Annotated in this window: 15 protein-coding genes; 6 read left to right on the forward strand and 9 right to left on the reverse strand. The window is 63.5% G+C overall.

Annotation, left to right across the window (positions count from 1 at the left end):
- Positions 1-30: 30 nt before the first annotated feature.
- The 6 genes from xylB to IB230_RS14860 all read right to left on the reverse strand — a co-directional run bounded on the left by xylB (position 31) and on the right by IB230_RS14860 (position 9,105).
- A complete protein-coding gene (xylB, locus tag IB230_RS14835; protein ID WP_192273568.1) occupies positions 31-1,524 on the reverse strand; it encodes a xylulokinase in 1,494 nt (497 codons plus the stop codon).
- Between the two features lie 228 nt (positions 1,525-1,752).
- On the reverse strand, positions 1,753-2,451 hold the full coding sequence (locus IB230_RS14840) for a DUF6445 family protein (protein WP_192273569.1): 699 nt from the start codon (positions 2,449-2,451) through the stop codon (positions 1,753-1,755).
- Between the two features lie 21 nt (positions 2,452-2,472).
- Positions 2,473-3,963: a tryptophan halogenase family protein gene (locus tag IB230_RS14845; RefSeq protein ID WP_192273951.1), complete on the reverse strand. Its 1,491-nt coding sequence runs from the start codon at positions 3,961-3,963 to the stop codon at positions 2,473-2,475.
- A gap of 56 nt (positions 3,964-4,019) precedes the next feature.
- Entirely contained in the window at positions 4,020-5,021 is a 1,002-nt protein-coding gene (locus tag IB230_RS14850; protein ID WP_225589526.1) for a cupin-like domain-containing protein, read from the reverse strand.
- A 22-nt stretch (positions 5,022-5,043) separates the two neighbouring features.
- A complete protein-coding gene (locus IB230_RS14855) occupies positions 5,044-5,799 on the reverse strand; it encodes a SapC family protein (protein ID WP_192273571.1) in 756 nt (251 codons plus the stop codon).
- Between the two features lie 159 nt (positions 5,800-5,958).
- Positions 5,959-9,105, reverse strand: coding sequence for a TonB-dependent receptor (locus IB230_RS14860; RefSeq protein WP_192273572.1), 3,147 nt, complete (start codon positions 9,103-9,105; stop codon positions 5,959-5,961).
- A 437-nt stretch (positions 9,106-9,542) separates the two neighbouring features.
- Here IB230_RS14860 and IB230_RS14865 point away from each other — a divergent pair, with 437 nt between their 5' ends.
- Complete coding sequence (locus IB230_RS14865) at positions 9,543-10,652, forward strand: LacI family DNA-binding transcriptional regulator (RefSeq protein ID WP_343227327.1); 1,110 nt, start codon at positions 9,543-9,545, stop codon at positions 10,650-10,652.
- Between the two features lie 122 nt (positions 10,653-10,774).
- Here IB230_RS14865 and IB230_RS14870 read toward each other — a convergent pair whose 3' ends face one another.
- On the reverse strand, positions 10,775-11,245 hold the full coding sequence (locus tag IB230_RS14870; protein ID WP_192273574.1) for a pyridoxamine 5'-phosphate oxidase family protein: 471 nt from the start codon (positions 11,243-11,245) through the stop codon (positions 10,775-10,777).
- Positions 11,232-12,185 (reverse strand): LysR substrate-binding domain-containing protein, encoded by a 954-nt coding sequence (locus IB230_RS14875; protein WP_343227328.1) that lies wholly within the window; start codon positions 12,183-12,185, stop codon positions 11,232-11,234. The genes IB230_RS14870 and IB230_RS14875 overlap by 14 nt, the downstream gene beginning before the upstream one ends.
- A gap of 98 nt (positions 12,186-12,283) precedes the next feature.
- Between IB230_RS14875 and IB230_RS14880 the strand changes: the two genes are divergently transcribed.
- From IB230_RS14880 to IB230_RS14890, 3 genes are all read left to right on the forward strand, one after another.
- On the forward strand, positions 12,284-13,552 hold the full coding sequence (locus tag IB230_RS14880; RefSeq protein ID WP_225589527.1) for an MFS transporter: 1,269 nt from the start codon (positions 12,284-12,286) through the stop codon (positions 13,550-13,552).
- 153 nt (positions 13,553-13,705) lie between these two features.
- Positions 13,706-14,305 (forward strand): 2-hydroxychromene-2-carboxylate isomerase, encoded by a 600-nt coding sequence (locus tag IB230_RS14885; protein WP_192273575.1) that lies wholly within the window; start codon positions 13,706-13,708, stop codon positions 14,303-14,305.
- Positions 14,265-15,068: an SDR family oxidoreductase gene (locus tag IB230_RS14890; RefSeq protein ID WP_225589528.1), complete on the forward strand. Its 804-nt coding sequence runs from the start codon at positions 14,265-14,267 to the stop codon at positions 15,066-15,068. The genes IB230_RS14885 and IB230_RS14890 overlap by 41 nt, the downstream gene beginning before the upstream one ends.
- 2 nt (positions 15,069-15,070) lie before the next feature.
- On the opposite strand, the gene IB230_RS14895 is transcribed toward IB230_RS14890, so the two are convergent.
- Positions 15,071-15,475 carry a nuclear transport factor 2 family protein gene (locus IB230_RS14895; RefSeq protein WP_192273576.1) on the reverse strand — a complete coding sequence of 135 codons (405 nt, stop codon included), beginning with the start codon at positions 15,473-15,475 and terminating at the stop codon, positions 15,071-15,073.
- 39 nt (positions 15,476-15,514) lie between these two features.
- On the opposite strand from IB230_RS14895, the gene IB230_RS14900 reads away from it, so the two are divergent.
- A complete protein-coding gene (locus tag IB230_RS14900) occupies positions 15,515-15,928 on the forward strand; it encodes a rhodanese-like domain-containing protein (protein WP_162339353.1) in 414 nt (137 codons plus the stop codon).
- Positions 15,929-16,410: 482 nt separating this feature from the next.
- Positions 16,411-16,887, forward strand: a complete 477-nt coding sequence (locus tag IB230_RS14910) for a cupin domain-containing protein (protein ID WP_192273578.1) — start codon at positions 16,411-16,413, stop codon at positions 16,885-16,887.
- Positions 16,888-16,938: the final 51 nt, after the last annotated feature.

Here is a 16,938-nt window from a genome sequence, read left to right on the forward strand (position 1 = left end):
GTGGTTGTGCGAGGTGTCGCGTGGGGGACGTCAGCCGCGTTGCAGCGGGGTGACGGCATCGAGGTACTGGAGGAAGCGGCGATAGGCCGTCGCGTAGGCCGGCGCGCGGGACGCATCGGGCATGGCGGACAACGCGGGATCGACCGCGACGTGCGCGCGGGCGACCTCGGCGATGGACGCGTTGCGGCCGCGCGCCTTGTCCCATGCCCACAGCGCCTGCAACGCCGCACCGAAAGCCGCACCTTCGGACTGCGCCGGCACATCGACCGGCAGGCCGAACACATCGGCGACCAATTGCCGCCACGCCGCACTGTTGCTGCCGCCACCGGTCAGCACGATGCGCTCGAAGCGCATGCCGGCGCGGACGAAGGCATCGAAGCCGTACTTCAGGCTGTAGGTCGCGCCTTCCATCGCCGCGCGATACAGATGCGCCGGCGAGAAGTTCGTCGCGTCCAGCCCGGCCAGCACGCCCTTGCCCAGCGGCAGGTCCGGCGTGCGCTCGCCGTTGAGGAAGGGCAGCATCACCAGGCCGTCAGCGCCGGGCGGCGTCGCCTGCAGGTGCGCATCGCCATCGCGCGTGCTGAAGCCGAAGGCCTTGGCCACCTGCTCGGTCGCCACCGTGCAGTTCATCGTGCAGATCAGCGGCAGCCAGCCGCCGGTCGACGAACAGAACGCAGCCCACGCGCCGGCCGGATCGACCACCGGCGTATCCGAGTACGCGAACAGCGTGCCGGAGGTGCCCAGGCTCATCGCCAGACGGCCCTCCTCTACGCAGCCGGTGCCGATGGCCGCCATCATGTTGTCGCCGCCGCCGACGGCGACCTTCGCCGTGGCCGGCACACCCAGTCGTGCCGCCGCGGCCGGATCGATGTCGAACAGCGCGTCGGGCGCCGCGATCGGCGGCAGGCACGCGGCCAGGTCGCGCTCCGCATCGGTCGCACGCAACAGCGCGGCCGACCAGGTCCGGGTGCGCACATCGAGCCAGCCGGTGCCGGAGGCATCGCCCCACTCGCAGAAGCGTTGGCCGGTCAGCACGAAGTTGAGGTAGTCGTGCGGCAGCAGGATCGTCGCCAGCTGCGCGTAGGCCTCCGGGCGATGCGTCTTCGTCCACGGCAGCTTCGAGGCGGTGTAGCCGGCGAGGATGGGATTGCCGGCCAGCGCGATGGTGCGCGCCGCGCCGCCCACGACGTCCATGATCTGCCCGCACTCGGCGGTCGTGCTGGTGTCGCACCACAGCTTGGCCGGAGCCAGCACCTCGCCGGCGGCATCGACCGGTACGAAACCGTGCTGCTGCCCGGACACCGCCAGCGCCGCGATGCGCGAGCGCACGACCCGGTCGATGCGATCGAAGCACGCCTGCATCGCGGCGACCCAGTCGGCGGCGTGTTGCTCGCGACGGCCGTCGTCACCGCTGATCAGGTCGAGCGGCGCACTGGCCGTGGCCACGAGAGCGCGCGTGGCCGGGTCGTAGACCACCACTTTCAGGCTCTGCGTGCCTGCGTCTATGCCAGCGGTAAAAGCCATTGACCGGTTGCCTCCCACACAAAAAGTTAGCGCTACCATTTCTCCAGGTAAAAAAAGGCGAACCCCTGAATCGCCTCTCCACCGACACGATCAGGGTGCCCCGATCCGATGCCACGACACTCTAACCAGCACCAAAGAAAAAAGCGTGCTGCACCGCAGAATCCCATTAAAAACAGTCACTTGCTAATCATCCGCAACCCGTGTTCCTGCGGGCTGCCACATCGCCCTTCAGTACGTGACGTCGATAAAGGCGTTGATGGACAAACGACCGGTGGCGGGGTCGGCCGAGAGCGCCCGCTCGTTTTTGATACGCCCCGAATGCAGCGAGTTCCGGCGGTACACGATCAGCCGATTGAACACGCCTTCGACGCTCGCCACGCGCTCGAACATAGACGTATCGCCATCGATGTACCCCGCGTGCGTTTCTTCTTCGAGACGACGCTCCTGCGCGAGGCACTCGAAGTACGTGCCATGACGTTGCTCATCGACGTACTCAAATCCGCTGCGCCGATGGCGGTAGAAATCCGTACCGCCCCATCCGCCGCGGAAAAGGTAATGCACGGTCGCCAGTCCGTTCCTGCTGACCGAATCGATATGCGGAATGCGCTGCAGGAAATGAAGACGCGCCGCGGGCTGCGTGACCAGCGAGAAGTGGCACATCGGGAACACGAAGCGGCCTGGCTCCATATCGAAGCACTCGCGCAGCAGGGGAGCGAGCGTCGCCTGCAGGAAAGCTTCATAGGAAGCGGGCGCCGGTGCGCGAATACCGGGGAACATCGTGGCCATTTTGACGTACTGCCGCGTCGCGGCCTTGCGCACCATGCGCTCCGGATCCGCCAGCAGATTGTCGATGACTAGCAGCGGCGCACCCTCGCGTCCGATCGCCTGCCGCGCGATCCGGATATCTGGATGTTTGTGCATCAGCATGGGGCGATCCCGTCCACCGGGTCACCGCGGCACAGGACGGTTTCCCCAAACTTCGGGTCCAGCCTTGCAATAGCGATCGATGAACGCTTGTTGCGACGGCATTGTCGCGACCGCGCTCTCGATGGGGCGGCGGATGGAAGCCAAGAGCGTACGCAGGTCGTCGTCGGCCAACGCGCGCGCCAAAGGATGGGGCGGCCCGGGCTGGATACCCTGGCCCAGCAGCACGTGCGTCCAGGAATCGACCCGGAAAAGCTCGTTCGGGTCCTGCCAGGCATGGGCGCGCTCGCGCCACGCGCGCAAGCGTATCTCCAGCGATTCGGGCAGCGCCATTTCGCGGCACGCCTTCCACATGGGCTCGTCCCGTTGCGTGGCGTGGTAGTGCAGGATGATGAAGTCGCGCACATGCTCCATCTCGGCGCGGCTGACCTCGTTGTACAGCTCGACCAGCGACGACGCGATGCCGTCGAACGGGAACAGCTGCACCAGGCGCACCACGGCGCTGATGGCCAGATGGATGCTGGTCGACTCCAGGGGTTCGATGAATCCGCTGGCCAGTCCCAGCGCCACCACGTTCTTGTTCCAGGCCTTTAGCCGGCGCCCGGTGCGGAAGGGCACCAGCCACGGCTCGCGGATCGCGGGCGCACCGACATCCCGCAACAGCTTGGCGCGCGCTTCGTCATCGGACATGTGGCGGCTGGAGAACACCAGCCCGCAACCCACGCGGTGCTGCAGCGGGATGTGCCAGCGCCAGCCGGCCTCGTGCGCGATCGCGCGCGTGTACGGCACCGGCGGCCCGACGGATTCGGTCTGTACCGCCACGGCACGGTCGCTGGGCAGCCACTCGTTCCAGTCCTCATAGCCTGTCCGCAGCGTCTGCTCGATCAGCAAGCCGCGGAAGCCGGTACAGTCAATGAACAGATCGCCTTCGATGATCTGGCCGTCCTCGAGCACGAGCGAGGCGACCGACCCGTCGTGCGCATCCTGCGTGACTTCGCGGATCTTGCCTTCCACGCGCCGCAATCCATAGCCCTCGGCGATGCGGCGGAGGAGCCTCGCGTACAGCCCCGCGTCGAAGTGGTACGCGTAGTTGACCTGCGGTTGCGTCTGCAGGGAGAACTGGTCGCCGCGCGAGGCGACCGTCTCCAGGCAGAAATCGCCGAGTTCCGAAGGCGTGCCGCGGCGCAGGCTGTCCAGCCAGAAGTGATGGAAGGCCGCTGCCCAGGTGCCCTGCCCGGTGATCCCGAACGGGTGGATGTAACGCTCGCCCGGCCGCCGCCAGTTCTCGAACGAGATGGAGAGCTTGAACGTGCCCGCCACCGCCCGCAGGAATTCCTGCTCGTCGATCTGGAGGAAACGATGGAACGTGCGGATCGGCGGTACCGTCGATTCGCCGACACCCACGGTGCCGATCTGTTCCGACTCCACTAGCGTGATCCGCAGCCTGTCACGGAACTGGTGAGACAGCGCGCAGGCCGCTAGCCAACCGGCGGTGCCGCCGCCGGCGATCACCACGTTGCGGATATGTCCTTCTGGCCCGTCTGGAGAATCCACTGCGGTCACTCCCGTGATCAGCGGTTGAGGCGGTTGATGAGCATGGCGCGGATGCGCCTGGCTCGTGTCTCGTCGATGGGGCCCAGCAGGTCGCGGCCAGGCTCCGGCAGATGCTCGCCCGCGCGCGCGGCTGGGCCGAACACGTAATAGTCGAAGATCTCCGCCCATGCGCGCTTTTCGCGTTCGGGCAGATCGCGCAACGTCCACAACGCGTGGTGCAGCGCCGGCAGCGGCGACGACAGGAATGCGGGGGACCGGCGCCACCAGTAGTTCACCAGCACGTTGAACGGCTCGAGGCTGCGCACGTGGTGCCACCACATGCTGGGGATGAAGATCGCATCGCCCGGTTCCAGCGTCGCGGTCTGCGCCGTGGCAAGCGCATCGCGGAACCGGGGATGGCGCTCGAAGTCCGGCCGGTCGAAATCGACCACGCTGACCACCTGTCCGCCCGGCGTCGGCTCGAGCGGACCGGGATACAGGTTGCCGATCTGATCCGGCGGGAACAGGGTGAAGTGGCGCCGGCCGACGGCGCAGCATGCGAGGTTGTTCGGGGCGTCGAAATGGCAGGAGGCGACGACGCGGTTGCCGATCCAGATGCTCGGCGGCGCGTCGATGCCGTAGCGTGCCAGCGGCAGTCCGTTCACCGCCGTGAACCCCGGCAACGAACGCTCGATCAACAGTGAGGCCACGTAGTACGTCGGCGGATGCGGATCGTCGAGGTGGGCCGCGATGCCCTCCAGCACCTCGGCGAAGCGCCCCCGCCGCACGTCGAAATTCAACTGTGTGAAGTCTTTGTTGTAAAACGGACGCCCCTGGATGTCCGCGTCACCGAATGAGTACTGGACCGGGGCGCCCGCATCCAGGCCACGTAGGTATGCCATAGCATTGTCGACGGAGCGCAGGCCTGCCTGGACCAGGCCCCAGTCGCGCGCGATCCCCTTCAGTACGACGGGTTGGCCGGCGTCTAGCAGCGCGTCCAGCGGCAGCGCATCGACACTGATATCGTGCAGCACACGCATTGCCTGGCCGTCCACCATCGCGTCAATGCCCGCCGGATGTCGGAGATTCCTGGGCGCGCAAGCGACGCTGCTTCTCGGCCATCAGGCGACGCACGTTGTGCAGCGAAGCGAGCATCAGGTAGGCGCCTTCGAGGTAGCCGGCCCGGTGGAGCGCATGCAGCGTCGACGCGTCGAGCGCACCCAGCCGCTCCCGGTCGATGCCGTGCAGGCCATTGACCGCAACCCGGTGCTGGCCATCCAGTTGAACGTCGAGGCTGACCGGCTGGATTAGACCGGCAGCATCCAGGGCCGCGAACATCTCGCTACCGAACGCGCTGCCGTCGCGGATGCCCCGCAGCACGTCCACCATGTGATCGAGATACGGCGTATTGCCGCCCTGCGGCAGGAACATCGGCTCCCCGACGACGAAGTTCACCCGCGGATGCTCCACATCCACATGCATCACCGCTTCCTGCCGAAGCTCGCCGTCGATCCGCTGCTCCTGGAAACCGATCAGGAAGGGACCCTTCGCGGCGGCGCCGGGGAGATAGCTCGCATTCCAGTGGCCGTCGCGCAGGAAGAGATTTTCACGCTGCTCGAAGCCCAGCAACGCGACCGACTGCCACGTCCCGTCGGCGGGGTCCTTGCGAAGGAAGATCGGGTACTCCCGCTGCAACTCGGCGAATTCGCTGGGAAACGCCGGCACCATCCCGACATCGTCTCCGAACTCGGGCCCGAAGCCGGTGGCGATACGGAGGTCTTTGTGCGACACATTATTGAGAAGTTCGTAACGGGCCATCGTCTGCCTGTATCGGGAGTCGTGAGTCGTCAGGCAATACTAACGCCGGCCGCTGACATCCGCGCCAGTCCGCCGCATGCGTTGGTCTCGTGAAAAAGGACCGCTGCTCGCGCAGCGGTCCCGCTCGGCGACATCCAGAGAGGGTGGTTATCGCCTAACTCAGAACTTGTAGCGCATGCCGAGCATGAACCTCGGATCCTGGTCGGCCAGCTTCACGATCATCTGGTCGGTGCGCGCGCGCCAACGGACATCCTCGCCCGTCAGGTTGATCGCTTCGAGGCCGAAGGACCAGTGGTCATCGAGCGTGTAGTTGACGCTGAGGTCCCACTGCTCGTACTCCTCCACGTAGTAGGGATTGCGGCTCGCGCCCTGGTTGGCGAGGATCAGGTATTCATCGCGCCAGTTCCACGCCAGGCGCACCGACCACCCGTATTTTTCGTACATGAGCATGGCGTTGGCCGTATCGCTCAGGCCCGTCAGCGCGAACTGGTCGATGGCCGGATCACCGCCATCGTCGTAGCCCACGTCGCCGCGCACGACGGTGTAGTTGGCCAGGATGCCGAAGCCCGTGTCACCGAAGAAGTACTGCCCACCCAGTTCCCACCCGTGCAGCTTGGACTGGTTCTGGTTGATCGGCCGGTTGACGTTGAATTGATACAGCGGATCGTCGGCTTCACCATAGAGGTTGTACGCCGCCTCAGTCGCCAGTATCTGCGCGCCGGTGCCGTTGAACGCCGCCAGGCCGGCCGGATCGTTGCGCAGCAACGCCAGTGCCGTGAACAGCGAGGTGTCGTTCGCCGAACAGGCCGCCGCGTTGGCCGCACCGACCTGGGCGACGCACGCTGCGCTGGTCAGGAACGCCAATGCCGTCTGGGCATCCGGTCCGGACGTGGGATCCCGCAGACCGTACAGGGACTCCTGGCCCACCGTGTTGCCGATGAAGTTGTCGACCGACTTGTTCCAGTACGTCAATGACACATAGCTCGCATCGGCGAAGTACCACTCAAGCGCGAGGTCCAGATTGTCCGATTCCAGCGGCTTCAGGCTGGGGTTCTGCGCGTTGCCACTCGCACGCACGGACGGGTCGAGCAGGACGGAACCGAAGGGCTGCTGAGCGCCCGGGCCGGCATAGAGGTTGCCATACGGGGCGCGGGCGATAGTCTTGCCGAACGACGCACGACCCTTCAGCTCATCGGTGAAATCGATGCTGAAGTCGAGGTTGGGCAGGATGTAGCTATAGCTGGCCTTCTCGCTGAAGGGCTGCTGCTCGTCCGACAGCACGATGCGGAAGTCGTTGTTGGCCTGCCACTCGATGGCTTCGGGGATCGCAATCACGGAGGTAGACACGACATCCGTCGTCTCGTACCTGACGCCCAGCCGGGTGTTGGTACGCATGCCGCCCAACTCGCCATCGAGTTCGATCTGGAAGTAGGCCGAGTTGGTCTTCTCCTCCACGCGGTTGTCGGCCGCACGCTGCGGGCTGACACCCAGCCCCACGCCATATTGGCCCGCGGCCCACTGGGCGAGTTCGGCAGCATTGCCACGCCAAGCCGGCCAGCTGACCGCGCTGTAGTCGTCGAACATACCGACGATGTTCACAGGACGCAGCAGATCCACCAGACCGGCCGCCGTGTCCGAATCGACGTTGGCCACGCCCCAGTCGCCAAGCGTGGAATACGCTTCTGCCGCTTGGATGCGATGGGTAGTGGACTTGTTGGTGTCCACGCCGAACTGGAAGCGACCCTGGTCGAAACTCCACTCACCGTCGATGCGGGCCTGTTTGATCTCGCTGACCTGTGTCTGCGCATTGATGCGAAGCACTTGGGAGCCGATCTCGCCTTCCACGAATCCGGGGTTGACCACGCCGTTGGTCCCCGCGATCGCATCGCCATCGGTGGGGTACCAGGTCTGCGTACCGACCGGCAGGCCATTATTGAACGCCAGCTCCTGCACCCAGGTGCCGCCGCAGTGCGGTCCGGTCGTGCAGTTGTTGGTGCCGGCGATGCTCATGAAGATCGAGCCACCGCCGGTCAGCGGATCGTTCGGCCGGCTCTCATTCTTCGAATTGTGGGCGTCGAAGGTGAGGCGGAAGTTGTCGTTCACGTCCCAGGCCGCGTTGAGGCCCAGCGAACCCAGCTTGTACTTCTGCATGCTGCGCTGCTGTTCCAGGCCGAAATCCTTGGTGCCGGCGATTTCGCGGATGTACACCGGCACAGCGACCGCGCCGCTGGTATCGAACTCGATATCGGTGTAGTTGCTGTTCTGCAGCCACATCGCCTGCTCACCGCGGTTCTCGGTGATCTCGTTTGTCGAATAGGTGTAGTCCAGCGTCAGGGTCAGGCTGTCGGTCGGCGCGAATTGCACCACGGCCTGGCCGTTTACGCGCTCGCGTTCGAATTCCGAGAACGCATAGCGGAGATCGTTCGGGCGCGCATACAGGTCACCGACCGCAGGCGCATTGACCACGTTGGGATTGCCCGGCATGGTTCCGGTCCAGGGCTGCACGTTCCAGTAGTTCTCGGTCGCCTGCACCGAGCCGCCCTTGCGCTTCTGCTGACTCGCACTCAGGCTGACACCGAACGTCTTGTCCGGATTGGTGTAGCTGAAGATGCCCGACAACTCCGGTGTGATGCTGTTGTCGAACGGCTCGCTCTGGTCCGAGACGGCTTTCATGCCCGCGTTCGCGACGACACCTTCATAGTTGAAGGGCCGTGCTGTGAGGATGTTGATGGTCGCACCGATGCCTCCGCTTGGCACCTGTGCCTGGGCGGTCTTATAGACTTCGATGCCGTTGATCGCCTCTGCCGCGAGCTGCGCAAAGTTGAACGCACGCGTGCCACCATCCACGCCGCCGATCGCGACCTGACCGGACGCGCCGAATGCATCGGCACCAGGCATCTGGCGCCCGTTGAGGGTCACCATGTTGAACTGCGGACCGAAACCACGCGCCGTTACCTGCGCACCTTCGCCGTCCCGGCGCTCGATCGAGATGCCGGTGATACGCTGGAGCGACTCGGCGAGGTTCGTATCGGGGAACTTGCCGATGTCCTCGGCACTGATGGCGTCGACGACGCCGGCCGAGTCGCGCTTGATGTCCATCGCTTGGCTGAGGCTACCGCGGATGCCGGTCACGACCACCGAATCCAGTGTCGTGGCATCGCGCGCCGCCTGCGCCTGCTCTTGTTGGGGAGCCTGGGCTTGCGCCTGGGTTTGCGTTTCCTGGCCAAACGCGGGGTTGATGACCAGCACGCCCCCGACGAAGGTGAACATGGCCTTCGATTTGAATTTCGCCAACTTCCGGCTCATGAACTTGCCCTCAGGTCTGGAGTTCTACGGAAACTGCACGCACTCATGGATGTCCCCTCTCGCTACGATCAGTTGGATGTACCGCCCCCCCCGGGGCGCCCACGGGCATGGCCCGCCTTCCAGCCCCGACACTGCAAGACCTAACTGGGCTCGCCACCTATGCCGGACTTCTCACGTATTCAGACGACGACGCGGCGGGCTAGCGTTCCCAGAAATCCGGTTAGCTCTGGAATAATGGTAGCGCTACCATCGCGTTGGAGCGCAGACTAATCACGCACATTCCCGGTTGTCACCATGCAGCGCAGCAAAGTCCCAGCAGATCAATGCGTGAGGGCGGTCTTACCGACCACCCGGCAGCCCGAGAAAACGGTTTCAGCTCCGGGCGTGCGCAAGTAACCGCAATTTCAGCCCGGCAGGACCCATCGAGAGCACCGAGAGTGAACAAGACATCGAAAGCCGTTCGCCGCAAAGGGCGGGCTGTCACCATCGACGAGGTCGCACAGCACGCCCGCGTGTCCCCCATGACGGTCTCGCGAGTCATCAATGGTCACACGGGCGTGCGCGAAGCCAATCGCGAGCGCGTGCGACGTAGTGTGAAGGAGCTCGGCTACCGCCCCAATGCTGCGGCGAGCGCGCTTGCCGCGGCGCAGAGCACCTCTATCGCGCTCATCTACACGAACCCAAGTTCGAACTACCTGCGTGAGCTCCTCGTCGGCGCATTGCGGGGTTCCGCACGTGCCGCTGCACAGCTGACGATCGCCGCGTGGGATGGACTAGATCCGCGGGGCCGTCGCGATGCCGCACGCCAGCTGGCAAACAGCGTTTCTGGCGTGATACTGCCTCCGCCCTTGTGCGAGTCAAAAGTGATCGTTTCCGAGTTCGCGAAAGCCGGAGTGCCCGTAGTCGCGATCGCATCGGGCGAATTCAGCAGCACCATCTCCTGCGTGCGTATCGACGACCATCGAGCGAGTCATGACATGGTCGCCCACCTGATCGCGCACGGGCACTCGAGAATTGGGTATATCAAGGGCGATCCAAACCAGACCGCCAGCGCGCACCGGTGGCAGGGTTACAGGGACGCGTTGACTGAAGCGGGCATCACTTATGACGACAAGCTGGTCCAGCCCGGACATTTCACCTATCGATCGGGACTGGAGGCAGCTGAGCGACTCTTAGCGTTGCGGAATCCTCCAACCGCTATTTTCGCGAGCAATGACGACATGGCATCGGCGGTGGTATCGGTCGCGCACCGGCGAGGCCTCGACGTGCCCCGAGATCTTTCGGTGGTCGGGTTTGACGACACTTCGGCCGCAACAATGGTGTGGCCAGAGCTGACTACGATCCATCAACCTATCGCCGCAATGGCAGACGCGGCCATTGATATTCTGCTTCGCCAGCTGCGAAACGCGCCTCGATCAACGCGTGTGGTGGTCAATCACGTGGTTCCGCATCAACTCGTAAAGCGTGATTCTGTCGCCAACGCCGAGATTCTTGCGGGGGCGAGTGGAGTACGTCCATGCTCCAGGACGACGAGCAGTCATAAGTGAACGCTACTGCCACGACTTCGTGAACGGGCATTGCAACTTTAGACCACCGTACGACTTGAGTGATTCGAGGCTTTGAGTCACGTCCGCTTTGGGTCGGAAGCAGACAATCTCCAGAGCGCCAGCTAAGCGCCCGGCAGTCGCCTAACCCCATAAGTCGCTTCCGCCGCCTCGATCTGCGATGACTCCGATGTGCTCTCTCCGAAAAGCAGGTAGCTTGGCGCTACAATCTCGACCGTCCTTTCCACTTGGATCACAAAGACACTCCGGACCGGGAACCGATCTCCTACGATCGGAAGCAGAGGCGTCACCCATTTTCGATAGTCTTCCGTATGCCGCCTGACGTTGATGGCTGAGCCCATCATCTTGTGGCCCTTCTGTACGAGGATGTCCACCAGGCTCACGCATACGCGCGGATTCTCTTCGATGTTCTTCGCACTGACAGGAGACGCGATGTTCGCGATGACCACATGTCGATCATCGAAGGCTCGGAAAACCTCCTTGGGGGACACGTTGGGCTGACCATTCGCGTCCGCCGTGGCCAGCCAGCAGAGTACGCTGGCTTCCATCGACGTTCGGACCTTATCGGTCAACATGGACCTCTCCCTCGGGTTCACTTGGCGTCGGTGCCGACAGTCTGATCGCCTCGCTCTTAATCCAATCCGCAACCTGTTGCACCTGCTGTCGTGGCCGAGGCTCGGCCTCTATGAGCCAGAACCCGTGGTGGCTAGTAGGCGTCACCTTGGCAGACTCGATGACTACAAGCCGACCTTCTTCAATCATGGGTCGGATCAGTTCGTAGCGCCCCAGCGCGACGCCCTGTCCCGCCAATGCCGCCTGGATCACCAGGTCGTATTGGTTGAAGTGCAGAAGCGTCCGTGGCTTGACCTTTTCGCCCACGTGGGCATCCAGCCAAGGGCGCCATTGCAGCCATGGGTAGCGCTCGTCATCGAACTCCAGAAGAGTCAACGCGGATACAGCTCCCGCCGAGCGCAAGCTCGCGGCACCAAACGACGGGCTGGCCACGGGCACGACGGTTTCTGCAAAAAGCAGCTTCGCACCTGATGGGGCACGATCGGTAGACGTATAGCGGATGGCCAAGTCGATGCCATCGTTGCGCAGGTCGACCAGTCGATTGTGCGCCGCCACGCGGACATCGATGTCGGGATACAGGGCTTGCAGTTTTCCCAAGCGCGGAAGCAACCACAGTCCGGTAAAGCCGATCGTCGCGCTGATGGTCACGGGCCTGTTCCTAGTGCGGGCCTGCAGCTCACCCAACACGTCCTGTAATTGCTGGAGCGCCCCGTCCGCGCTTCGATATAGCCGCTCACCTTCGGGGGTAAATTCGATGGTGCGATGACCGCGGACCAGAAGCTTCACCCCCAACTGTTCTTCCAGCGCGTGGATCTGGCGACTGACGGCCGACTGGGTCAGGTGCAGATCCTTCGCCGCGAGCGTGATGCTCATGCGCCGCCCCACCGCGACGAAGCCGCGAACTAGGTCCAACGAGGGCATTCTTGCGAAATCCATTGGCATGCGCCCGAGGAATGCGAACGTTCCGAAAAGTAGGTTGAAGCGGCAAAGCGCATCGCCCCTAATAGCGACACTATCCCACTGTCGCAGCGAGCGCCAGCATGTCGCACCCGCAGGAAACGAATTCCAAGGATGCATGCATTCGGACGATCGACCACGGCCCGCGTCGCCTTTGGGGCGTGGTGATCGCGGCCGGTCTGGTGATGGGCCTAGCCTTGGGCGTGCGCCATGTCCAGGGCTTGTTCCTGCTTCCCGTCACGGGTGAACAGGGTTGGTCGCGCGAGCTGTTCGGCTTCGCTCTGGCGGTGCAGAACCTGACCTGGGGCATCGCACAGCCGTTCACCGGCATGTTGGCGGATCGCTATGGAGCAAGACGCGTGGTCGTCTTCGGTGTCGTGCTGTATGCATTGGGACTGGCGGCCATGACGCAAGCAAGCAGTCCGGCGATGTTCGTGGCGGCCTGCGGCGTGGCGTTGGGCGTGGCGCTGTCGTGTACCGCATTCGGCGTCATCTACGCCGCAGTTAGCCGACTCGTGGCGCCTGGTCAGCGCCCCTGGGCCATTGCGGTGACCGGGGCAATAGGTGGACTGGGCCAGTTCGTCATGGTGCCGCTCGTGCAGGAGCTCATTGCGTCCCTCGACTGGAAAGCGAGCTTGTGGATCCTGGCCATTGCCATGGCGGCGTTGGCGCCGCTGGCGCTGCCCCTGAAGGATCGCACTGCGTATGCCATCACCGAACATGAGGATGGCGACCGGGGCGTTGTCCATGCGGTCCGGGAAGCGATCTCGCACAGCGGCTTCTGGCTCCTCAACCTGGGCTTTCTGGCATGCGGGTTCCAGTTGGCTTTCATCGCCACCCACCTACCTGCCTATCTGATCGATCAGGGCCTGGGACCGATGGCCGGCGTCGGCGCTTTGGCGACGATCGCGCTGACCAACATTGTCGGCATCTACGTATGCGGCATGCTGGGCGGCAAATGGCGGCAGAAGAACCTGTTGGCCACCCTATATCTGGCGCGCACCGTCGCCATCGGGCTATTCATTCTGCTGCCGCTGAGCCTGTGGACGGTCTATGGGTTCGCGGCGGTCATGGGATTCCTCTGGCTGGGCACCGTCCCGCTCACCAACGGTGTGCTGACGCGTGTGTTCGGCGTGCGCTATCTGGCCACCCTGTTCGGCTTCGTCTTCTTCGGCCACCAACTGGGATCGTTCCTGGGCGTCTGGCTGGGCGGTTATGTCTTCGACGAGATGGGTTCTTATCAACCGATCTGGCTCGTCGCGATGGCCCTGGGGCTGATCGCCGCCGCACTTCACTGGCCGATCGATGACCGACAACGGCACCGGCCACTGGTGGCGGGGGCGGCGCCATGAGCGTGCCCCGGCTGCTGTCACGGACAGCACTCGGTTTACTGGGCTTCGGCTTGGCCGCGTGCGTATTCAGGGCTTGGCTTGAGCCGGCCGATCCCAGTCTGTGGCTCGGCGCCTGGCTGACGGGCTTGTGCACATGACAAGGATCACCAGGTCATGAAGCCACATCGGACGATCGAACTCTGGTTCGACTTCAGCAGCAACTATTGTTATCCCACCATCATGCGGGTCGAATCGCTGGCGGCATTGCACGGCATTGCCGTGCAATGGAGACCCTTCCTGCTCGGCCCCATCTTCAAGGCAATCGGGTGGTCGTCGTCGCCGCTTTTCCTGCATGAAGCGAAATCCCGTTATGTATGGCGGGACATGTGCCGGCGCGCAGAGCGCTTCGGCCTGCCCTTCGTGCAGCCCAGCGTCTTTCCACGGCGAACCTTGCTGCCGATGAGGATCGCCACACTGGCCAGCGAGTCATCCTGGATCGGCGAATTCTGCAGGCTGTCGATGCTGGCCCATTTCGGCGCCAATCGCGACATAGACACTTACGAGGCCATGCGAGGCATTCTTGATCACCTGGCACTCCCGAGCGCGGGACTGATGGCAGACGCCGAGTCTGAGACGAACAAGGCGCTGCTGCGACGGCGCACGGAGCAGGCCATGGTGCGAGGGGTGTTCGGAGCGCCCATGATCTTCGTCGGACAAGAAATGTTCTGGGGCGATGATCGCCTGGAAGACGCCCTTGAATGGGCAACATGCTGAGGACCGAATGACAACACCATCTCCATCAAGCTCCATCATCATCGTTACCGGCGGCACGCGCGGCATAGGCAGGTGCATCGTGGAGCGCCTCCACACGGATGGCTACGGCATCCTGTTCACGCACTCCTCCTCGGTCCAGGATGCGGCATCGCTGGAACGGGGGCTGCACTCGCCCGAAAGGCCCTGCCGTGGCGTCCGGATCGATATCGCCGAGCCGGATGCTGCCCAGCGCATCTTCGACGCCGCGGTGGCGCTCGGCCATGTTATCGGCTTGGTGAACAATGCCGGGGTCACGGGAAAGCTCGGACCCTTGGTAGACCTGAGCGACGACGACCTGGACCGCGTGATCGCCGTCAATCTGACGGCCACGATCCGGCTCTGCCGGGAGGCAGCCCGTCGCTGGTCCGCCAGGACAGAGCGCTCGTCCATCGTGAATATCTCCTCCGTGGCCGCGCGCACGGGCTCGCCGAACGAGTACGTCGGCTACGCAGCGACGAAGGCGGCGGTGGAAACACTCACGATCGGCTTGGCCAAAGAACTCGCGCCACGCAACATCCACGTCAGCGCCGTATCGCCGGGGACCATCGACACCACGATCCATGCGCGCGCCGGCCAGCCGGATCGTGCGCAGCGCGTGGCCGAGAGGATACCCATGAAGCGTCCAGGGAGGCCGGAGGAGATCGCCGGTGCTGTCGCCTGGCTCGTCTCCGCAGACGCTTCCTACGCCACGGGCTGCGTGCTCAATGTCGCAGGAGGACTATAGCTTCAGCGCTTGCGCTGACTGGCGATCTCCGCCAGCAAGTTCGACCGGTCGAAGTAGACCTCGTTGCGCCGGATCTTTCCTTGCGCATCCAACTGCACGAGACAGACGCCGGTGATCGACAAGATCTTGTCTCCGACAGGAATTGTGGCGTGCCATTTGTTCAAGAACCCGTCTTCCATGGGGATGCCCTCTACCTGCGTCCAGACCCAGTGCGGGTTGTAAGCCAGCAGCCGGGAAAAGTAGGCGAGCAGCGCAGGCTTTCCGTTGATGCCATCAGGCACGCCGGGGTCCAGATAGTACGCATCGTCCGCGTAGAAGCTCACCAGACGCTCAGGATCGTTGCCGGTCCACGCAGGGAGCCAGGACAACGCGAACTGTCGCGCTTCGTCCTTGCCGAGTGATCGCATGTTGAACCTCATGCTGTGCCAGATAACGAGGAAATTTTTATGCCCAAGAATGCCGTAACGCAAGTGGCCGCAGCGACGTCCGACGAGGCGCAGTTGCACTTCGCGCGTAAATTCCAGTTTGAAACCGATTGTTGGGACGTGCACGAGGCTATCGAACGTGGAAATCCAGGCTTCGTGCTGCTGGACGCGCGTTCGCACGAGCTCTATGGCGCAGGTCATGTTCCAGGCGCGACAAGCCTTCCCCATCGGAAGATCACCGAAGCCTCGATGCGCCACTATCCGGATGGCACGCTGTTTGTGACCTACTGCGCAGGGCCACACTGCAATGGCGCGGACAGAGCGGCCCGTCGTCTTGCCGAGTTGGGACGGCCGGTCAAAGTCATGGTCGGCGGCATTACGGGCTGGCAGGACGAGGGATTCGATCTGGCGACCACAGTTTCGGCGAGCGTATAAGGTGCACGTTCGCCGCGCCCTTCCCGCCGACGCGGCAGCGATGGTTCCGCTGTGCGTTGCGCACGCAGCCTACGAGGGCGCCACGCTTCCGGGGCCACCGTCCCCAGATGCGCTGCAGGCGGCGTTATGGGGACCTTTCCCTCGACTTTATGCGTGGATAGCGTTCGTCAACGACGAGATGGTCGGATATGGCTCTGGATCACTAACTTATTGCACGTGGAGCGCTTCGACCTACTTCTTGATGGATGCCCTTTTCATCGAAGAAGCCTACCGCGGTGTCGGTCTTGGTTCTGACCTGCTAGGCGCAATGCGTGACTTCGCTTGCTCCAAGCAGTGCACGCGAATGGAGTGGCTTACGCCCACCGAGAACACGAGCGCTCTCGGTTTCTACGAGTCCAGGGGTGCTGTGTGTCAGGAGCGCATCCGTCTAAAGCTTTCGCTCGATCGCGACCCCCTCTGAAGAGCAGCCATGGGAGTGTGAGATGCCAAGAGAAGTATGGCCAACCGCCCTTAATTCGGATGATGTAGCGCCAAATTCGGGAACGAACTACCCGAAGCCCTACTCGGGCCGCGTGGCAGGAAGGAGCAAGCGCAGGCTTGGCGACGCCTTCGGCCTGAGCAACTTCGGCGTGAACTTGACTCGTCTTGAACCAGGCGCGATATCGGCACTGAGACACGCCCATACCAAGCAAGATGAGTTCGTCTATGTACTGGAGGGGACACCCACGCTCGTCAACGATCGAGGGAATCACCTGTTGGAGCCCGGCATGTTTGCAGGCTTCAAGGCTGGTCATAGCGATGCGCATCATTTAGTGAATCGCACCAATCGTCCTGTCGTCTATCTCGAAATCGGGGACCGATCTAAAAGAGACCACGTGCTGTACCCTGATGACGACCTTGAAGCGCGTTCTCATGGTGGAAGCTGGCATTTCACGCGCAAGAATGGCGAGCCCTACTGAGCCGCTACCGGCGATTGCTCGAAGCCGATGTCCGCTATCGGCCAGAAGCGG

This window comes from Pseudoxanthomonas sp. PXM01 (assembly GCF_014851815.1).
GTDB lineage: Bacteria > Pseudomonadota > Gammaproteobacteria > Xanthomonadales > Xanthomonadaceae > Pseudoxanthomonas_A.